This is a genomic window from Bacillus sp. 123MFChir2 (assembly GCF_000383235.1).
GTDB lineage: Bacteria > Bacillota > Bacilli > Bacillales > Bacillaceae_G > Bacillus_A.
This window is the reverse complement of sequence record NZ_KB910926.1, coordinates 1-20,170: the sequence shown is the minus strand read 5'-3', so window position 1 is coordinate 20,170 and position 20,170 is coordinate 1. Positions and strand designations below refer to the sequence as shown.

Here is a 20,170-nt window from a genome sequence, read left to right as displayed (position 1 = left end):
AATGACACACTTTTTTATATACTAGTACTAGTATTCTACAAACTACATGGTACGCTTCATCCTTTTTATACTTTATAAATCCATATACAAGAGTGCCCACCTCTTCTGCTCATATCATACCTTTTATAACACTCTTATCCCATAAGAAAGCTACATCTACGCAACAGGAATACCCAAAATCACCTAATATCAAATGAAGTTTTCCCTAAACTAAAAGCAAAATAGTTCTTACCTTAGGAGAAATATACAATATGTAAAAATCAAGTTTATGACTAAACTCTATTAAAGGATGGATGCTTCGTGAATATCGGAAGTTTTCGTTTACCTTTTTTTGAAAAAGATTCACAGCAGATTATGTATCATGATGTAAATTGCAATCAAACAATTAGTAGTTTTCTACTTTCTCATCTCCCAATCGAACAAAACCCTCCACTTATTATACTGTGTATTGGAACGGATCGCTCAACTGGTGATGCATTAGGACCTCTTGTTGGCTCAAAATTACAGGATTATAACATTCAAAATTTTCATTTATACGGAACACTAGAATCACCCGTCCACGCTTTAAACTTGGAAGAAACAATTACAGAAATACACCAATCATTTATGCATCCTTTTATTATTGCAATTGATGCTTGTTTAGGAAAATCACAAAATATTGGTTCAATTACAGTTGGAAAAGGTCCTAGTAAACCTGGAGCAGCTATGAATAAAAATCTTCCCGCGATTGGTGATATGCATATTCATGGTATTGTAAATTTAAATGGATTTATGGAGTTTTTTGTACTACAAAATACAAGACTAAATCTTGTTATGAAAATGGCTACTGGTATTGCAGAAAGTATCATTGAAACTGATAAAAAAATTGCTGTAATGAAAAAAATAAACCATCTATAACTGAAGATGGTTTACTTTTTTTCATTCTCCCGCTAAAAGCTCTAAAATGCGTTGCAAATCATCTTTATTGAAAAATTGAATTTCAATTTTTCCTTTTTCTTGTTTTGTTTCTTTAATTTTCACAGATGTTCCAAATCGTTCTCGTAACACCGTTTCTTGTTCCTCAAAAAAGATATTTTTTTGTGGTTTTTGTTTCTTTGTTTCACGTGGAACATTTTCATTCATCTGTTGAATAATTTGTTCCAACTGACGGACATTTAATCCTTCTTCTTTAATTCGTTGTAATAAATTATTAATTTTTGTTTTATCTTTTAATGCAAGTAGTGTTCGTCCATGTCCCATAGACATGCTTCCATTTGCAATCATGTCTTGTATGGAAGGTGGTAGAGAAAGTAAACGAATGTGGTTTGCAATATGCGGTCTGCTTTTTCCAAGCCGCTTTGCTAACTGTTCTTGCGTTACCTTAAGCTCTTCCATGAGCATTTGATAAGCTAATGCTTCTTCGATAGGCGTTAAATCTTCACGTTGCAAATTCTCTAGTAGCGCAAATTCCATCATTTGTTGATCATTTAACTCTCGAACAACGGCAGGAACTGTTTTAAGTTTTGCTTCTTTTGCAGCACGAAATCTCCGTTCTCCTGCAACAATTTCATATCCTTTAATACTTTTCCGAACAATAAGAGGTTGTAAAATCCCATGTTCTTTAATAGATAACGCTAATTCTTGAATTGCTTCATTATGAAAATATTTACGCGGCTGATATGGGTTAGGACGTAATTGATTTACTTGCAATTCTTGAATTGTTTCTCCCTCTTTCACATCTAAATCTGGAAAAAACGCATTAATTCCTCTTCCTAGTCCTTTAGCCACCTGCAATCACTTCCTTTGCTAAATCTAAATACACTTCTGCCCCCCTTGACTTAGCATCATACATCATAATTGGTTTTCCATGACTCGGTGCTTCACTTAAACGTACATTACGCGGAATAATGGATCTATATACTTTATCTCGGAAGTATTTCTTCACTTCATCAATTACTTGTAATCCTAAATTTGTACGGGCGTCCAGCATTGTTAGTAAAACACCTTGAATTGCTAAGTTTTTATTTAAATGCTTTTGCACAAGGCGAACTGTATTTAATAATTGACTTAACCCCTCTAGGGCATAATACTCACATTGAACAGGAATAATAACAGAATCTGCAGCAGTTAATGCATTAATAGTTAATAAACCTAAAGATGGGGGACAATCAATAATAATATAATCATATTCATCACGAATTGGTTGCAGCGCACGCTGCAGGCGAACTTCCCGGGAAATTGTCGGTACAAGTTCTATCTCGGCTCCTGCTAGTTGAATGGTGGCAGGGAGTACATCTAAATTTTCAGTTGCGGTTCGCTGTATAACAACATGAACATCCATGTCTTCTACAAGCACATTATAAATACATTCATTTAAATCTGATTTTTCAATTCCCACTCCTGTCGTTGCATTTCCTTGTGCATCAATATCAACAAGAAGTACTTTTTTTCCTACTTGTGCCAATCCAGCTCCTAAATTTACCGATGTTGTTGTCTTTCCAACCCCACCTTTTTGATTAGCAATGGCAATGATTTTCCCCATGATGTCACCTACTTTCAACCTTTATATCTTATTCTACAAATGATTATTTTCATTTTAACATGAAACAATTACGCTTCATTTGCTTCTGTATATTAAACTTCAAAATTTATTTACAAACTCCTTCTTAATTTTAAAAGAAAATATAGTACTTATAAAGTGAAACTTCTATCAGCGGGATAAAGTGAAACCTCCATCAGTAAGGCCTTACTATATAAATCCATTTTGATTTTTCAACATATAGATTGATTCTATGCACAGCTAGATGCTCTCGCCCATCTAAAAAGAGGGGATTTTTGTTGTTTTTCAATGTAGATTTATATAGTTTTGAATGCGTAACAAAAAGACCCCTAACCGACGGTTGAGGCCTTTCTATTTCCTTACTTTTTTTTGGGAATTTTAATTGTAATTTGATAGTATTCATCAAATTCTTCTTCTTCTGAATTCACGTTTAAGCCACTATTTGCGACCATTTGTAAAGATTGACGAATGGTATTCATTGCGATACGCATATCGCGGCTTACTGCTTTTTGTTTTGCTTTTCGTTTCGGTTTCGTTTCTTCTAACAATTTAGCAATTCTATCTTCTGTTTGCTTTACATTTAATTGCTTTTCAATGATTTCTTGTAAAACCTTTAATTGAATCTCTTCATTTTTAAGTGGAATAAGAGCACGTGCATGACGTTCTGTAATACTTTTCTCTAATAGTGCTTGTTTAATCTCTTCAGGTAACTTTAATAGTCTCAACTTGTTCGCAATTGTAGATTGCCCTTTACCTAGTCGCTGCGCTAATGCTTCTTGTGTTAAACTATGTAATTCAATTAACTTTTGATAAGCAACAGCTTCTTCAATTGCCGTAAGTTCTTCTCGTTGCAAGTTTTCAATTAAAGCAACAGAAGCAGTCTCAGTATCGTTCAAATTCTTTATAATAGCCGGAACAGTTTCCCAACCTAATTTTGTAGCAGCTCGAAAACGTCTTTCACCAGCGATAATCTCATATTTGTTCCCTTCATACTGCCTAACAACAATTGGTTGAATTAATCCATGTGTATGAATTGTAAGAGCAAGCTCTTCAATACGAGCATCATCAAAAATTGTCCGTGGCTGATAACGATTTGGAACGATATTTGCTAACGAAATTTGTTTGATTTCTTCATGACTTTCTTCTTGTAATGCTAATTCAGCCTCTTTATCTCCAAAACCAAATAAACGAGAAAATGTGTTTTTCATACATATTCCACCACCTTGAATCCTATTGAATACTCTATACAAAAATGTTCCATGTGAAACATTTACGTTTTTATCTTGCTATTCGTGGGCAGCAATATCCTCATCTCAACATTTTTCCATACATAAAGCAGGTAAGTAGAGATAAACTGTCCGCAAAAGCTCAATTTGTTGAACTAGCGATTAGCGAGATGTGCAGCCTCCCTACTAATCAAAGTTTCACCTTATTTCTTCCGCTCTAACGGGCAGTAAGCCCACGCCTCAACATTGTAAGAAATCTAAAAAGATAGGTGGTGGATAACTGCCTGTAAAAGCTCAATTCGTTCGACTAACCATCAGTTGCTAATAAACTTGCTTACTGATATATAACTTAATCTTACGTCTAATAAGATTTATTTTTCAATAGGTAATTTATTCGGTGTTCCGGGCTTACGCGGATATTTCTTTGGCGTTTTTCTCTTTTTCTCAATCAATAAAATGTTGCGTTCACTTTCCTCGAATGGTAATTGAAACGTAGACATCCCTTTTAATTCACCACCAAGTACTTGCAGAGCATACTTACCATTTTCAATCTCTTCGCTTGCAGCTGCACCTTTCATTGCAATAAATGTTCCCCCTACTTTCACAAGCGGTAAACACAATTCACTTAAGACAGAAAGGCGGGCAACGGCGCGTGCCATTACAATATCAAATGATTCACGTACTCCTTCTTTTTGTCCAAATGTTTCAGCACGATCATGACAAAATGCCACGTCTTGTAATTCCAATTTTGTTGCTAAATGATTTAAAAACGTAATACGTTTTTGCAAAGAATCGACAATTGTAATTTTTAAACTTGGAAAACATATTTTTAATGGAATGCTAGGGAACCCCGCTCCTGCACCAACATCACAAATAGAAAATGGCTTTGAAAAATCATGATAAAAAGCAGCTGTAATAGAATCAAAAAAGTGTTTTAAATACACATCTTCTTTCTCTGTAATTGCAGTTAAGTTCATTTTTTCATTCCATTCAACTAATGTCTCAAAATAGATTTCAAATTGTTCTAACTGCCTAGTAGAAAGAGTAATCCCTCTTTCTACTAGCATAGATTGAAATTGTTCTATATTCATCTCGCTATATCTCCTAACTATTTATTGGTTCGATACTCGTGCAATTTTTCCTTGTTCTATATACACAAGTAAAATGGAAATATCAGCTGGATTTACCCCAGAAATACGTGATGCTTGCCCCATAGATAGTGGACGGACATCTTTTAATTTTTGACGTGCTTCAGAAGCTATTCCAGAAATTGCATCGTAATCAATGTCAATCGGAATCTTTTTACTTTCCATACGCTTCATACGTTCTACTTGTTGTAAAGATTTTTCAATATATCCTTCATATTTAAGCTGAATCTCAACTTGCTCTGCTACTTCATCACTAACTTCCACTTCACTTGGAGCAAGAATATGAATATGCCCATATGTCATTTCTGGACGGCGTAATAAGTCACTCGCACGTATACCATCCTTTAGTTCGCTTCCGCCAGCCCCGCGAATGAGCTCTTGTACTTCAGGACGCGGTTTAATAATAATACTTGCTAAACGTTCTTTTTCTTTTTCAATTTTCTCTTTCTTTGCTGTAAAACGTTCATAACGTTCTTCTGGAATTAACCCAATTTCATGCCCAATCTCTGTTAAACGTAGGTCCGCATTGTCATGGCGTAATAATAATCGGTATTCTGCACGGGATGTTAACAAGCGATATGGTTCATTTGTACCTTTTGTGACTAAATCATCGATTAAAACGCCAATGTACGCATCCGAACGATTTAAAATCACTTCCTTTTTACCTAACGAACGGCACGCAGCGTTAATACCGGCCATTAAACCTTGCCCTGCCGCTTCTTCATAACCAGATGTTCCATTAATTTGACCCGCTGTATATAAATTTTGTATTTTCTTTGTTTCAAGTGTTGGCCACAACTGTGTTGGTACAATTGCGTCATATTCAATTGCATATCCTGTGCGCATCATTTCTACGTTCTCTAGGCCAGGAATAGTCTTTAACATCTCACGTTGTACATCTTCTGGTAAACTTGTTGATAAACCTTGTACGTATACTTCTTGTGTATTACGGCCTTCTGGCTCTAAGAAAATTTGATGACGCGGCTTATCATGGAAACGAACAACCTTATCTTCAATGGAAGGACAATATCGTGGGCCTGTTCCTTTAATCATGCCAGAATACATAGCGGAACGATGTAAGTTTCCATCGATTAAACGATGCGTTTCTTCACTTGTATATGTTAACCAGCACGGAATTTGATCCATAATGAACTTCGTTGTTTCAAAAGAGAATGCACGCGGTATATCATCACCTGGTTGAATTTCTGTTTTGCTATAATCAATTGTACTACTATCTACACGTGGAGGCGTACCTGTTTTAAAACGAACTAGTTCAAACCCAAGTTCTTCTAAATGCTCTGATAATTTCACAGATGGTTGTTGGTTGTTTGGACCGCTTGAATATTTTAAATTCCCAACGATAATTTCACCGCGTAAAAACGTACCTGTTGTAATAACGATTGTTTTCGCTGTATATTCTGCTCCAGTTTGTGTAACAACACCTTTACATACACCATCTTCTACAACTAAGCGTTCAACCATAGCTTGACATAATGTTAAATTTGGCGTTTCCTCGATTGTTTTTTTCAATTCATGCTGATAAGCAAATTTATCTGCTTGGGCGCGAAGTGCACGTACTGCTGGGCCCTTCCCTGTATTTAACATACGCATTTGAATATGTGTTTTATCAATATTTCTTCCCATTTCACCGCCGAGCGCATCAATTTCACGAACAACAATTCCCTTTGCAGGCCCACCAACTGAAGGGTTACACGGCATAAACGCAACCATGTCTAAGTTAATTGTTAACATTAATGTTTTTGCTCCCATGCGAGCTGCTGCCAAACCAGCTTCACATCCTGCATGGCCTGCACCGATTACAATAACATCATAAAAACCGGCGTTATATCCCATTTTCCATTCCTCCTTACAATTACTTTCCTAAACAAAATTGAGAGAATAACTGATCAATTAAACTTTCGTGTACAGTGTCTCCCGTAATTTCACCGAGTATTTCCCACGTTCTTGTTAAATCAATCTGTACCATATCAATTGGCACACCACTATGAATAGCCGCGATTGCATCACCTATCGTCTTTTCTGCTTGTGTTAATAAACCAATGTGACGAGCATTCGATACATATGTCATATCAGCTGCTTCAATTGTTCCTTCGAAGAAGAGATCAGCAATTGCCTGTTCTAGCTCATCTACACCCTTCTCTTCAAGTAAAGCCGTTGTAATAACACGAGCTGAACCAGCTAATTTTGCAACATACTCCATATCAATCTGCTTCGGTAAATCTGTTTTATTTACAATGATGATAAGGTCTTTCCCCTGCACCGCTCGAAATAACTCTTCATCTTCATTTGTTAACGCTTCGCTATAATTTACAACAAGAAGTACTAACTCTGCTTTATTCATCATCTCTTTTGAACGTTCGACACCAATTTGTTCTACAATATCCTCTGTCTCACGAATACCAGCTGTATCAATAAGTTTCAGAGGTACACCGCGTACGTTCACATATTCTTCAATAACATCTCGGGTTGTTCCTGCTATATCTGTCACAATTGCTTTCTTTTCTTGTACAAGGCTATTTAATAACGATGACTTTCCAACATTCGGCCTTCCGATAATAGCCGTTGCAATTCCTTCACGCAAAATTTTCCCTTGCTTTGAAGTTTGTAACAACATTGCAATCTCTGATTTGACATAGGTTGCCTTCTCAATTAAAACACCATGCGTCATTTCTTCTACATCATCGTATTCCGGATAATCAATGTTCACTTCTACATGAGCCAACGTTTCTAAAATTTCTTGTCGTAAACGACCAATTAATTTTGATAATCGACCTTCCATTTGGTTAATCGCAACGTTCATTGCACGATCTGTTTTAGCGCGAATTAAATCCATAACCGCTTCTGCTTGCGATAAGTCAATACGCCCATTTAAAAAAGCACGCTTTGTAAATTCTCCAGGCTCTGCTAAGCGAACACCTTGCGATAAAATAAGCTGTAATACTTTGTTTACAGAAACAAGGCCACCATGACAATTTACCTCAACAATATCTTCACGCGTAAATGTCTTTGGTGCCCGCATAATTGAAACCATAACTTCTTCAATAACCTTATTTGTATCTAAATCCACAATATGCCCATACTGAATTGTATGAGATGGAACTGTCGTTAAATCTTTTCCTTTAAAAATACGGTTTACCTTCTCTACCGCATCATCTCCACTTACTCGAACAATGGCAATTGCACCTTCCCCAAGAGCTGTAGAAATCGCAGCAATTGTATCAAATTCCATGTTCTTTCACCTCACTTGCTTATTTCTCTATATTTCAACACGATTTTTTCTTTCACTAAATTATTAGGATACCATAACAAAACTGCGTAAAAAAGAATAATAACTTATTTTATTATGTCCTCACCTAAATTACGCTAAACTTATCCACTGTGTATAAGTTTAGCGTGGATTCATTTATCCACAGACCATTCTCTGTCTTTACATTTTATCCAGTAAAAAACCGGCACTCAAACGAGTTACCGGTTTATCCCGCTCTAAAAGATAGTAAAACTCCTACTTCAATCTTTTAAGAAATGTAAAGCAGATAGTTTACCTATTAGAGCTTGGTTTGTTCAACTAGCCAACCATCTAGAATCAATTCCTTAGGATGGATGTTTTATTTTATTTCGGAGATACAACAACATGTCGATGTGGTTCTTTACCTTCAGACGTCGTAATCACATACGGATGATTCAAAAGTGCTTGATGTATAATTTTTCTTTCAAAAGAAGGCATCGGTTCTAACACAACTCTTTTTTTCGTATTGCTAACTTGCTTCGCTAACCGAAGCGCAAGCAATTCTAACGTATTTTTTCGTTTATCACGATAGTTTTCAGCGTCAATTGTTACACCGATATACTGTTTCGTGCTACGATTTGCAACAAGTTTTGTTGCATATTGTAAAGAATTTAATATATTCCCTCTTTTTCCAATTAATACACCCACATCACTACCAGAAAGTGTAAAGTAAATTTCACGCCCTTTTACATCTGTTCCAACAGTTACATCAACATCCATTTCTTTTATGATACTTTTCAAATAAAGTTCTGCTTCTTCTACAGGGTCTTTTATTACAACGACCTCTACAATAGCAGGTCGTCCTCCAATAAAACCAAGAAAAGCTTTTTTCCCTTCATCAATAACATGTATCTCAACTTTATCTCTTGATACTTGCAATTGTTCTAATGCGCATTGCACTGCCAGCTCGACGGTTTGTCCTTTAGCAGTAATCATACTCACTTACTTGATCCTCCTGCCTTACTAGCCTTAAGATCCGGCCCTTTGATCAAATATGTTTGAGCAATACCAAAAATGTTACCTACTACCCAGTAAAGAGATAATGCAGCTGGGAAATTAATTGCGAAAACTAAAATCATGATAGGCATAAGCCAAAGCATCATTGCCATTTGTGGATTTTGCCCCGCAGTACCAGCCATTGCAAGCTTTTGTTGAATAAACGTTGTAATCGCTGCAACAATCGGAAGAATATACAATGGATCAGCATGACCTAAATCAAACCATAAAAAACTATGTTGTTTAATTTCTGCCGTCCTAATAATTGCATGATAAAATGCAAATAAAATTGGCATTTGAATAAATATTGGTAAACAACCTGCTAATGGATTGATACCATGCTTTTGATACAATTGCATCATTTCTTGTTGCAATTTTTGTTGAGTTGCTTGGTCTTTAGAGCTATATTTTTCTTTTAATTTTGCCATTTCAGGTTGTAATACTTGCATTGCTTTCGTACTCTTTGTTTGCTTAATCATTAATGGTAATAAAGCAAAACGAATGATAAGAGTCGTAATAACAATCGCTAAACCATAGTTATTGCCAAATAATTTTGCAAAATACGTGATTAGCTGAGAAAGTGGATATACGAAATATTCATTCCAAATTCCCGTACTTTGTGGTGTAATCGGCTGATTGGTTTGATTACAGCCAGCAGCAATTGCCATAACAGCAATAAGCATGACTAGTAAGCCTATCTTTTTTTTCACAGCCTGCTCCTCCTTGTTTCGTTATGTATATAGTGTAATTCATTTTCCTCTTTTTTCGCCATTTTTTGCCCGTTTAACTCCCGAGCGTTGCAGAGCATGAATTAAGCTTTTCTTTAATTGTTCATATTCCATGTCTGAACAAGGCTTCCTTGCTATTATAACAAAATCTTTCCCAGAATCTATCTCATCTTTTAATTCTGTAAAAGCTTGACGGATCATACGTTTAATACGATTACGCATGACTGCATTTCCTAATTTTTTACTAACGGAAAGACCAATTCGAAAATACGGTTGATCAGGCTTCTCTAACTGATAGATAACAAATTGACGATTGGCATTTGATTTTCCATTTTGAAAAACAGCTTGAAACTCCTCATTCTTCTTTACACGATTCTTTTTCTTCATATCAATTGAACACTCCTGTATTTCGCCAGTGGAAAACTCATAATTACTAGAAAAAAAGACCACTGAACGATCAGTGGCCTACGCAGATAATACTTTTCTACCTTTACGACGACGAGCTGCTAGAACTTTACGTCCGTTCGCTGTGCTCATACGGCTACGGAAACCATGTACTTTGCTGCGCTTACGTTTATTTGGTTGATAAGTTCTTTTCATTATATGACACCTCCCTGAGGAATAACTGTTAAAGACAGTCCTATAAATTATAGTTAATTTATTAGTAAAATGTCAATGCCTCTAAAAATTTTAATAAAATATTCATTTTTTAACTATTCACAAGGTTGTTCACATCTCACTCTATTTGTTGTGGATAATTTTTTTCACCACTTTTTTCTATCCACAAACTTTTTTTTATTTTTTACACAGTATGTCGTACTGTGGACAAGTTTATTCCACAAGGTATTGATTTTGTGGATAACTTTCCGAAATACATTGCTATCGCTATCTTTTTTTGATATTATAGTTGTGTTTTCACCCTGAACAAGTTTTTCACAATTGTTATTTATCCACAATATGTGCATAACTTGTGGACATGTATAATCACATGTGCATAAAAAGTTTTCCACAATGTGTTTTTTTGTCGAAAACCCTATTTTGTATTTCAAGTACTTTTTTCTTTTAAAAAGCACTTCGTATAAATATACAGCGTTTTTCACTTGCGTTATACAAATATTAAACATCTTGTTTACTCATCATCTTTTGTAAAGGAGGGACACCTTTGGAAAATATTTCGGATTTATGGAATAGTACCTTAAAAGAATTAGAAAAAAAGGTCAGTAAGCCTAGTTATGAGACATGGCTTAAGTCTACAAAAGCGTATTCTTTAAAAAAGGACGTTTTAACAATTACTGCGCCAAATGAATTTGCACGTGACTGGTTGGAATCCCATTATTCTGATCTTATTTCAGAAACAATTATTCATTTAATGGGAGCAGAACTTACAATTCGCTTTATCATTCCACAAAGTCAAACAGAAGAGGAATTTGACTATCCTCCTGTTCAAAAGAATAAAGCAATGCATGATGAACCTAATCATTTCCCACAAAGTATGCTTAATCCTAAATATATATTTGATACTTTTGTAATCGGTTCTGGCAATCGTTTTGCCCATGCTGCTTCTTTAGCTGTAGCGGAAGCACCCGCTAAAGCATACAATCCCTTATTTATTTACGGGGGAGTCGGACTTGGAAAGACGCATTTAATGCATGCAATTGGTCATTATGTCATTGAACATAATCCAAACGCAAAAGTCGTTTATCTATCATCTGAAAAATTTACAAATGAGTTTATTAATTCTATTCGTGATAATAAAGCAGTTGATTTTCGCAATAAATATCGAAACGTCGATGTTCTACTTATAGATGATATTCAATTTCTTGCTGGAAAAGAACAGACACAAGAGGAATTCTTCCATACGTTTAATGCATTGCACGAAGAAAGTAAGCAAATTGTAATTTCAAGTGATCGTCCACCAAAAGAAATTCCAACATTAGAAGATCGCTTACGCTCGCGTTTTGAATGGGGACTCATTACAGATATTACTCCTCCAGATTTAGAAACAAGGATTGCAATTTTACGTAAGAAAGCAAAAGCTGAGGGACTTGATATCCCAAATGAAGTTATGCTTTATATCGCCAATCAAATTGACTCTAACATTCGTGAATTAGAAGGTGCCCTAATTCGTGTTGTAGCGTACTCTTCTTTAATTAATAAGGATATGAATGCGGATTTAGCTGCTGAGGCACTAAAACATATTATTCCAAATTCAAAACCAAAAATTATTTCAATTTACGACATTCAGAAGGCTGTAGGGGATATTTTTCAAGTGAAATTAGAAGACTTTAAAGCAAAAAAGCGCACAAAATCTGTCGCTTTTCCTCGTCAAATTGCAATGTATCTATCTCGTGAATTAACTGATTCCTCTTTACCAAAAATCGGTGAAGAGTTCGGAGGACGTGATCACACTACAGTCATTCATGCCCATGAAAAAATTTCAAAGTTATTAAAAACAGATACTCAATTACAAAGACAAATTGAAGAAATTCGCGATATTTTAAAGTAATAATTAAATAATGTGAACAACGTGAATAACTATTCTTGTTTTACACACAGTCTATCCACATGTAGATAGACTGTTTTTCCTTCTTTTAAATGAGTTATCCACATATCCACAAGCCCTATTACTATTACTACTAATTTTTTATTATTATTAAATAAACTCAATTTTATACTTACCGGAGGGTTTCAATATGCATTTTTCAATTCAAAAAGATCACCTTGTCAGAAGTGTACAAGATGTAATGAAAGCTGTTTCCTCTCGTACAACGATTCCGATTCTTACAGGGATTAAAATTGTAGCAAATGAAGAAGGTGTTACATTAACAGGTAGTGACGCAGATATATCCATTGAATCTTTTATCCCAGTTGAAGAAGATGGAAAAGAAATTGTAGAAATAAAACAACATGGAAGTATTATTTTACAAGCAAAATATTTCAGTGAAATTGTAAAAAAATTACCGAAAGATACAGTTGAAATTTCTGTAGAAAGTAATTTTATGACAAAAATAAAATCTGGAAAATCTGAGTTTAATCTAAATGGTTTAGATTCAGCTGAATATCCATTATTACCTCAGATCGAAGAGCATCATGTGTTTCAAATCCCGACAGATCTTTTAAAGCATATGATTCGTCAAACTGTATTTGCTGTATCTACATCAGAAACACGCCCAATCTTGACAGGTGTAAACTGGAAAGTATATAACAGCGAGTTGACTTGTATTGCAACAGATAGTCATCGTTTAGCACTTCGTAAAGCTAAAATCGCAGGACAAACTATTGCGAATGAATTCCAAGCTAATGTTGTTATTCCAGGAAAAAGTTTAAATGAGTTAAGTAAAATTCTTGATGAATCAGAAGAGATGGTAGATATTGTTATAACGGAGTATCAAGTTCTATTCCGCACAAAGCATTTGTTATTTTTCTCTAGACTACTAGAAGGTAGCTACCCTGACACTACAAGATTAATTCCGCCTGATAGTAAAACAGATATTTTTGTAAATACAAAAGAATTTTTGCAAGCAATTGATCGAGCATCATTATTAGCGAGGGATGGACGTAATAATGTTGTGAAATTATCAACGTTAGAAAATCAAATGTTGGAAATTTCATCGAATTCTCCAGAAATCGGAAAAGTAGTAGAAGAGGTTCAATGTGAACAATTTGCTGGAGAAGAGTTAAAAATTTCGTTTAGTGCAAAATATATGATGGATGCATTAAAAGCGTTGGATAGTACAGAAATCAAAATTAGTTTTACTGGCGCGATGAGACCATTTTTAATCCGTACTGTGAACGATGAATCCATCGTTCAATTAATTTTACCAGTACGTACGTACTAAAATTATGATAAGGGTTACTAGTGCAAATCTACTGGTAACCCTTTTGATTTCTCGCTATTACTTTCCTAATGCTTGTTTATTTAGTACAATGAAAGAATGAACACTTTTAGAAAGTGAGCGATTTATGATGAAACGTATTCAAATTTCGACAGAATATATTACATTAGGACAATTTTTAAAACTGGCTGACGTAATTGATACAGGCGGAGCGGTAAAGTGGTTTTTACAAGAGTATGAAGTGTATGTGAATAAAGAGCTTGAAAATCGACGAGGCCGAAAATTATATACAAATGACATTATTGAAATTCCGGAGATCGGAACATTTCAAGTTCAAGGATAAAGGGGGATCCCTTTGTATATTACAGAATTACATTTACAAAACTATCGCAATTACGAGAAGTTAGATCTCTCCTTCGAAGATAAAGTAAACGTAATTATTGGTGAAAATGCGCAAGGAAAAACCAATTTGATGGAAGCGATCTATGTATTAGCGATGGCAAAATCTCATCGAACTTCTAATGATCGTGAACTTATCCGATGGGATGAGGATTATGGTAAAATAAAAGGGAAACTACAAAAAAGAAACAACTCTTTGTCTTTGGAACTAAATATTTCCAAGAAAGGGAAAAAGGCGAAGTTAAATGGGCTGGAGCAACAAAAATTAAGTCAATATATTGGTGTGATGAATGTTGTTATGTTTGCACCAGAAGATTTAAACCTTGTCAAAGGAAGTCCTCAAGTACGAAGACGATTTTTAGACATGGAGCTTGGACAAATAGCTCCTGTGTATTTGTATGAATTAAGTCAATATCAAAAAGTCCTTACACAGCGTAATCATTTGCTTAAAAAAATGCAGGGAAGCAATAAGAGTGATGAAGCTATGCTAGATGTGTTTACACTTCAGCTCATTGAACATGGTGTAAAGGTGTTAAAAAAACGTTTTGAATTTTTGCGTCTATTGCAAGAATGGGCAGCTCCAATTCATCAAGGTATTAGCAGAGGGCTTGAAGAACTAGAAATAGTTTATAAACCAAGCATAGATGTATCAGAATCCATGGATTTGTCGAAAATAGAAGAAGTATACTATGAAAGTTTCCAATCTGTGAAACAACGTGAAATCTTCCGTGGTACAACCTTAATTGGGCCTCATCGTGACGATTTGCAATTCTTCGTTAATGGGAAAAACGTTCAAGTTTTTGGTTCGCAAGGACAACAACGAACGACCGCGCTTTCCCTGAAGTTAGCTGAGATCGAATTGATTTATTCAGAAGTTAACGAATATCCAATCCTTTTATTAGATGATGTGTTATCAGAACTGGATGATTACAGGCAATCACATCTGCTTAATACGATTCAAGGAAAAGTGCAAACGTTTGTAACAACGACAAGTGTTGATGGAATTGAGCATGATACATTAAAACAAGCAAAAACAATTCATGTAACGAACGGCACGGTGGATTGTGGAGAAGAAGATAAATAACTTCTGTCTAAATGGAAAAGTAGGTGATCTTTGTGTCAATGGAACAAAAGCAAATGCAAGAGAATGCATATGATGAAAGTCAAATACAGGTGTTGGAAGGACTAGAAGCAGTTCGGAAACGTCCAGGAATGTACATTGGTTCGACGAGTGGAAAAGGTCTTCATCACCTTGTATGGGAAATTGTTGATAACAGTATTGACGAGGCATTAGCAGGATATTGTGATGAGATTAATCTAGTTATTGAAGAAGATAATAGTATTACAGTAACAGATAATGGTCGCGGTATTCCGGTTGGTACGCACGAGAAAATGGGGCGCCCCGCTGTAGAAGTTATTATGACTGTTCTTCATGCAGGCGGTAAATTCGGCGGAGGCGGTTATAAAGTTTCTGGCGGTTTACATGGTGTAGGTGCTTCTGTCGTGAATGCATTATCAACGGAGTTAGAGGTATTTGTTCATCGTGATGGGCAAATTCATTATCAAAAGTATGAACGTGGTATTCCAGTTGCAGACTTAAAGGTGATTGGGGATACAGATCACACAGGAACAGTGACGCGTTTCAAACCAGATGCAGAAATTTTTACTGAAACTACGGAATATGAATTTGATACGTTAGCAACTCGTTTACGAGAACTAGCGTTTTTAAATCGTAATATTAAACTAACAATTGAAGATAAACGTGAACATAAACAAAAAAAAGAATTCCATTATGAAGGCGGAATTAAGTCTTATGTTGAGCATTTAAATCGCTCCAAAGAACCAATACATGAAGAACCAGTATATGTAGAAGGTTCAAAAGATGGAATTCAAGTTGAGGTTGCTCTTCAATATAACGAAGGATATACAACGAACATTTATTCCTTTACAAATAATATTCATACGTATGAAGGTGGTACGCATGAAGTAGGATTTAAAACAGCATTAACACGTGTAATTAATGATTATGGTCGAAAAAATAATATTTTAAAAGATGCTGATAGTAATTTAACTGGTGAAGATGTTCGTGAAGGTTTAACAGCCATTGTATCCATTAAACACCCAAATCCACAATTTGAAGGGCAAACGAAAACAAAACTTGGAAATAGCGAAGCGAGAACAATTACAGAATCGGTTTTCTCTGAAGCACTTGAAAAGTTTTTACTTGAAAATCCAAATATTGCTCGAAAAATTGTAGATAAGGGAACGATGGCAGCTCGCGCACGTGTAGCAGCGAAAAAGGCCCGTGAATTAACACGTAGAAAAAGTGCGCTAGAAGTATCAAGCTTACCGGGAAAACTAGCGGATTGTTCTTCTAAAGATCCTTCTATTAGTGAAATTTATATTGTAGAGGGTGATTCGGCGGGTGGTTCAGCAAAACAAGGGCGCGATCGTCACTTCCAAGCGATTTTACCGCTTAAAGGGAAAATTATTAACGTTGAAAAAGCTCGTTTAGATAAAATTTTATCAAACGATGAAGTACGTACAATTATTACTGCGCTTGGTACGGGTATTAGCGGAGACTTTGATATTGAAAAGGCACGTTATCATAAAGTTATTATTATGACTGATGCTGACGTCGACGGTGCTCATATTCGCACCCTATTATTAACGTTCTTCTATCGTTATATGCGTCAAATTCTTGAGCACGGTTATGTATATATTGCGCAACCGCCATTATATAAAGTGCAACAAGGTAAACGAGTTGAGTATGCTTACAATGATAGAGAACTTGAAACAATATTAGCGGAGCTTCCGAAACAGCCAAAACCAGGTATTCAGCGCTATAAAGGTCTTGGAGAAATGAATCCAACGCAGTTGTGGGAAACAACAATGGATCCAGAAGTACGATCACTTCTTCAAGTTTCACTTCAAGATGCAATTGAAGCAGATGAAACATTTGAAATTTTAATGGGTGATAAAGTTGAACCACGTCGTAACTTTATCCAAGAAAATGCAAAATATGTAAAAAACCTTGATATTTAATGACTGATGACAGGAATCGGAGTATTCCTGTCTTCTACGTATAAATGAACATGATATATCGATCGGAAATGTAATGAGGAGGTGCTGGTTGATGTCAGACAACCAACAACAAGGCCGAATTCGAGAAATTAATATTAGCCAGGAAATGCGTACCTCGTTTTTAGATTACGCGATGAGCGTTATCGTATCTCGTGCACTACCAGATGTTCGAGATGGGCTAAAGCCTGTACATCGTAGGGTTTTATATGCAATGAATGATTTAGGGATTACTGCCGATAAAGCGTATAAAAAGTCAGCGCGTATTGTTGGTGAAGTAATTGGTAAGTATCATCCACACGGTGATTCAGCGGTATATGAAACAATGGTGCGAATGGCCCAAGACTTTAGTCAACGTTATATGCTAGTCAACGGGCATGGTAATTTCGGTTCTGTCGATGGTGATTCGGCAGCTGCGATGCGTTATACAGAGGCAAAAATGTCCAAGATTTCTATGGAATTATTGCGTGATATCACCAAAAATACAATTGATTATCAAGATAACTATGATGGTTCAGAAAGAGAACCAATTGTATTACCAGCGCGTTTTCCTAATTTATTAGTAAATGGTGCAACTGGTATTGCCGTTGGGATGGCAACGAATATTCCTCCGCATCAGCTTGGTGAAGTAATTGATGGGGTATTAGCGTTAAGTCACAACCCAGAGATTACAATCGCAGAATTAATGGAGTATATTCCTGGCCCGGATTTCCCAACAGCTGGTCAAATTCTTGGACGGAGTGGAATTCGAAGAGCATATGAAACAGGGCGTGGTACAGTAATTCTTCGTGCAAGAGTCGAGATCGAAGAAAAGGCAAATGGGAAACAATCTATTATTGTAACTGAACTACCATATCAAGTGAATAAAGCAAGGTTGATTGAAAAGATTGCGGAGCTTGTTCGAGACAAAAAGATTGATGGTATTACAGATTTACGTGATGAATCGGATCGAAACGGTATGCGTATCGTCATGGAATTACGACGAGATGTAAATACAAATGTGTTATTGAATAACTTATATAAACATACAGCACTTCAGACAAGCTTTGGTATTAATATGCTATCGCTCGTAAATGGAGAACCCAAAGTATTAAATTTAAAAGAATGTCTATACCATTACCTAGAGCATCAAAAGGTTGTTATTCGTAGACGTACTGCATATGAATTAGAGAAAGCAGAAGCTCGCGCTCATATTTTAGAAGGTTTACGCATCGCGTTAGATCATCTTGATGAAGTAATTACTTTAATTCGTAATTCGAAGACAGCGGACATTGCAAAGCAAGGATTAATGGAACGTTTTGGTTTAAGTGAAAAGCAAGCACAAGCAATTTTAGATATGCGTTTGCAACGTTTAACAGGGTTAGAGCGTGAAAAAATTGAACAAGAATATCAAGAACTACTTGCGTTGATTGCGGAGTTAAAAGCAATTCTCGCAGATGAAGAGAAAGTTCTTGAAATTATTCGTGAAGAATTAACAGAAGTGAAAGATCGCTTTAATGATACACGAAGGTCAGAAATTACAATTGGCGGTATGGAAGCGATCGAGGATGAAGATTTAATTCCAGAGCAAAACATTGTAATCACACTTACTCATAATGGATATGTGAAACGATTACCGGCTTCCACGTACAAAACGCAAAATCGTGGGGGACGCGGAGTTCAAGGTATGGGTACAAATGATGATGACTTTGTAGAACACTTATTAACAACATCTACGCATGATCACATTTTATTCTTCACAAATAAAGGGAAAGTATACCGTACGAAAGGGTATGAAATTCCTGAATACAGCCGGACAGCAAAAGGGATACCGATTATCAACTTATTAGAAGTGGATAAAGATGAATGGGTAAATGCGATTATTCCAATCCGAGAATTTAATGATAATCAATTTTTATTCTTTACAACAAAATACGGTATTGCAAAAAGAACGCCGCTTTCCTCATTTGCTAACATTCGTAACAATGGTCTAATTGCTATTTCTCTTCGTGAAGAAGATGAATTAATTTCTGTTCGTTTAACAACGGGCGAGAAAGATATGATTGTCGGAACGAGCAATGGGATGTTAATTCGTTTCCATGAACAAGATGTTCGATCGATGGGACGTAATGCAGCGGGTGTTAAAGCTATTACACTAGGCGACGAAGATCAAGTTGTTGGCATGGAAATTGTAGAAGAAAATATGGATGTTTTAATTGTTACGAGAAATGGCTATGGTAAACGTACTCCGGTTGAGGAATATCGTTTACAAAGTCGTGGTGGTAAAGGACTTAAAACATGTAATATTACAGATAAAAATGGTAAGTTAATTGCTGTTAAGTCTGTACATGGCGAAGAAGATATTATGCTTATTACAGCAGCAGGTGTGTTAATTCGTATGCCAGTTGACCAAATTTCTCAAATGGGACGTAATACACAAGGCGTTCGTTTAATTCGTTTAGAAGGCGAACAGGAAGTCGCAACAGTGGCAAAAGCACAAAAAGAAGATGAAGAAGAAAATCAGGGGAATGAAGAAGAATAAGGGGGGGATTTCCCCTTTATTTTTTTTTGAAAATAGGGCTTGCTTATACATTAGAAAGTGTATATAATAAGCGGAGTCAGCAATTTTGGTTGATAAAAAAATAAAAGAAGTTGTTGACGGAAACAAAATATCATGTTATATTATAAAGGTCGCTAAAACGCGGCATTGAACTTTGAAAACTAAACGAAACAAACAACGTGAAACGTCAATTTTTATTTATGATGCTAGACAAACACTTTATTGGAGAGTTTGATCCTGGCTCAGGATGAACGCTGGCGGCGTGCCTAATACATGCAAGTCGAGCGAACCGATTAAGAGCTTGCTCTTAAGAAGTTAGCGGCGGACGGGTGAGTAACACGTGGGTAACCTGCCTATAAGACTGGGATAAC

17 protein-coding genes and 1 rRNA gene are annotated in these 20,170 nt (G+C 35.8%); 8 read left to right on the top strand and 10 right to left on the bottom strand.

Translation table 11 applies throughout. The annotated features are described in order from the left end of the window. The first annotated feature begins 300 nt into the window (after positions 1 to 300). Positions 301 to 897, top strand: a complete 597-nt coding sequence (gene yyaC, locus H280_RS0103210) for a spore protease YyaC (RefSeq protein ID WP_020059671.1) — start codon at positions 301 to 303, stop codon at positions 895 to 897. Between the two features lie 21 nt (positions 898 to 918). Here yyaC and H280_RS0103205 read toward each other — a convergent pair whose 3' ends face one another. The 10 genes from H280_RS0103205 to rpmH all read right to left on the bottom strand — a co-directional run bounded on the left by H280_RS0103205 (position 919) and on the right by rpmH (position 10,544). After that, entirely contained in the window at positions 919 to 1,767 is an 849-nt protein-coding gene (locus H280_RS0103205; RefSeq protein WP_020059670.1) for a ParB/RepB/Spo0J family partition protein, read from the bottom strand. After that, positions 1,760 to 2,521, bottom strand: a complete 762-nt coding sequence (gene soj / locus H280_RS0103200; RefSeq protein ID WP_020059669.1) for a sporulation initiation inhibitor protein Soj — start codon at positions 2,519 to 2,521, stop codon at positions 1,760 to 1,762. The genes H280_RS0103205 and soj overlap by 8 nt, the downstream gene beginning before the upstream one ends. A 377-nt stretch (positions 2,522 to 2,898) precedes the next feature. Beyond that, positions 2,899 to 3,747 carry a nucleoid occlusion protein gene (noc, locus tag H280_RS0103190; protein WP_020059667.1) on the bottom strand — a complete coding sequence of 283 codons (849 nt, stop codon included), beginning with the start codon at positions 3,745 to 3,747 and terminating at the stop codon, positions 2,899 to 2,901. Between the two features lie 389 nt (positions 3,748 to 4,136). Continuing rightward, the gene (rsmG, locus tag H280_RS0103185; protein WP_020059666.1) at positions 4,137 to 4,856 is read right to left on the bottom strand and encodes a 16S rRNA (guanine(527)-N(7))-methyltransferase RsmG; all 720 of its coding nucleotides are present in this window, start codon (positions 4,854 to 4,856) and stop codon (positions 4,137 to 4,139) included. 21 nt (positions 4,857 to 4,877) lie between these two features. Continuing rightward, complete coding sequence (mnmG, locus tag H280_RS0103180; protein ID WP_020059665.1) at positions 4,878 to 6,767, bottom strand: tRNA uridine-5-carboxymethylaminomethyl(34) synthesis enzyme MnmG; 1,890 nt, start codon at positions 6,765 to 6,767, stop codon at positions 4,878 to 4,880. Positions 6,768 to 6,786: 19 nt separating this feature from the next. Further along, on the bottom strand, positions 6,787 to 8,163 hold the full coding sequence (gene mnmE, locus H280_RS0103175; protein WP_020059664.1) for a tRNA uridine-5-carboxymethylaminomethyl(34) synthesis GTPase MnmE: 1,377 nt from the start codon (positions 8,161 to 8,163) through the stop codon (positions 6,787 to 6,789). Between the two features lie 381 nt (positions 8,164 to 8,544). Further along, complete coding sequence (jag, locus tag H280_RS0103170; protein WP_020059663.1) at positions 8,545 to 9,162, bottom strand: RNA-binding cell elongation regulator Jag/EloR; 618 nt, start codon at positions 9,160 to 9,162, stop codon at positions 8,545 to 8,547. Continuing rightward, positions 9,159 to 9,926, bottom strand: a complete 768-nt coding sequence (gene spoIIIJ, locus H280_RS0103165) for a YidC family membrane integrase SpoIIIJ (RefSeq protein ID WP_020059662.1) — start codon at positions 9,924 to 9,926, stop codon at positions 9,159 to 9,161. Before spoIIIJ ends, jag begins: the two co-directional genes overlap by 4 nt. 39 nt (positions 9,927 to 9,965) lie before the next feature. After that, positions 9,966 to 10,331: a ribonuclease P protein component gene (rnpA, locus tag H280_RS0103160; RefSeq protein WP_020059661.1), complete on the bottom strand. Its 366-nt coding sequence runs from the start codon at positions 10,329 to 10,331 to the stop codon at positions 9,966 to 9,968. Between the two features lie 78 nt (positions 10,332 to 10,409). Beyond that, on the bottom strand, positions 10,410 to 10,544 hold the full coding sequence (gene rpmH / locus H280_RS0103155) for a 50S ribosomal protein L34 (protein WP_000831901.1): 135 nt from the start codon (positions 10,542 to 10,544) through the stop codon (positions 10,410 to 10,412). Between the two features lie 562 nt (positions 10,545 to 11,106). Here rpmH and dnaA point away from each other — a divergent pair. From dnaA to H280_RS0103115, 7 genes are all read left to right on the top strand, one after another. Then, on the top strand, positions 11,107 to 12,450 hold the full coding sequence (gene dnaA, locus H280_RS0103145) for a chromosomal replication initiator protein DnaA (protein ID WP_020059659.1): 1,344 nt from the start codon (positions 11,107 to 11,109) through the stop codon (positions 12,448 to 12,450). A 187-nt stretch (positions 12,451 to 12,637) separates the two neighbouring features. Then, positions 12,638 to 13,783 (top strand): DNA polymerase III subunit beta, encoded by a 1,146-nt coding sequence (gene dnaN / locus H280_RS0103140; RefSeq protein WP_020059658.1) that lies wholly within the window; start codon positions 12,638 to 12,640, stop codon positions 13,781 to 13,783. Between the two features lie 127 nt (positions 13,784 to 13,910). Continuing rightward, on the top strand, positions 13,911 to 14,123 hold the full coding sequence (gene yaaA / locus H280_RS0103135; RefSeq protein ID WP_028411084.1) for a S4 domain-containing protein YaaA: 213 nt from the start codon (positions 13,911 to 13,913) through the stop codon (positions 14,121 to 14,123). A 12-nt stretch (positions 14,124 to 14,135) separates the two neighbouring features. Beyond that, positions 14,136 to 15,263 carry a DNA replication/repair protein RecF gene (gene recF / locus H280_RS0103130; RefSeq protein WP_020059656.1) on the top strand — a complete coding sequence of 376 codons (1,128 nt, stop codon included), beginning with the start codon at positions 14,136 to 14,138 and terminating at the stop codon, positions 15,261 to 15,263. A 38-nt stretch (positions 15,264 to 15,301) separates the two neighbouring features. Continuing rightward, the gene (gyrB, locus tag H280_RS0103125) at positions 15,302 to 17,224 is read left to right on the top strand and encodes a DNA topoisomerase (ATP-hydrolyzing) subunit B (RefSeq protein WP_020059655.1); all 1,923 of its coding nucleotides are present in this window, start codon (positions 15,302 to 15,304) and stop codon (positions 17,222 to 17,224) included. Between the two features lie 91 nt (positions 17,225 to 17,315). Beyond that, positions 17,316 to 19,781, top strand: a complete 2,466-nt coding sequence (gyrA, locus tag H280_RS0103120; protein ID WP_020059654.1) for a DNA gyrase subunit A — start codon at positions 17,316 to 17,318, stop codon at positions 19,779 to 19,781. Positions 19,782 to 20,018: 237 nt separating this feature from the next. Further along, positions 20,019 to 20,170 (top strand): 16S ribosomal RNA (locus tag H280_RS0103115); the annotation flags it as partial.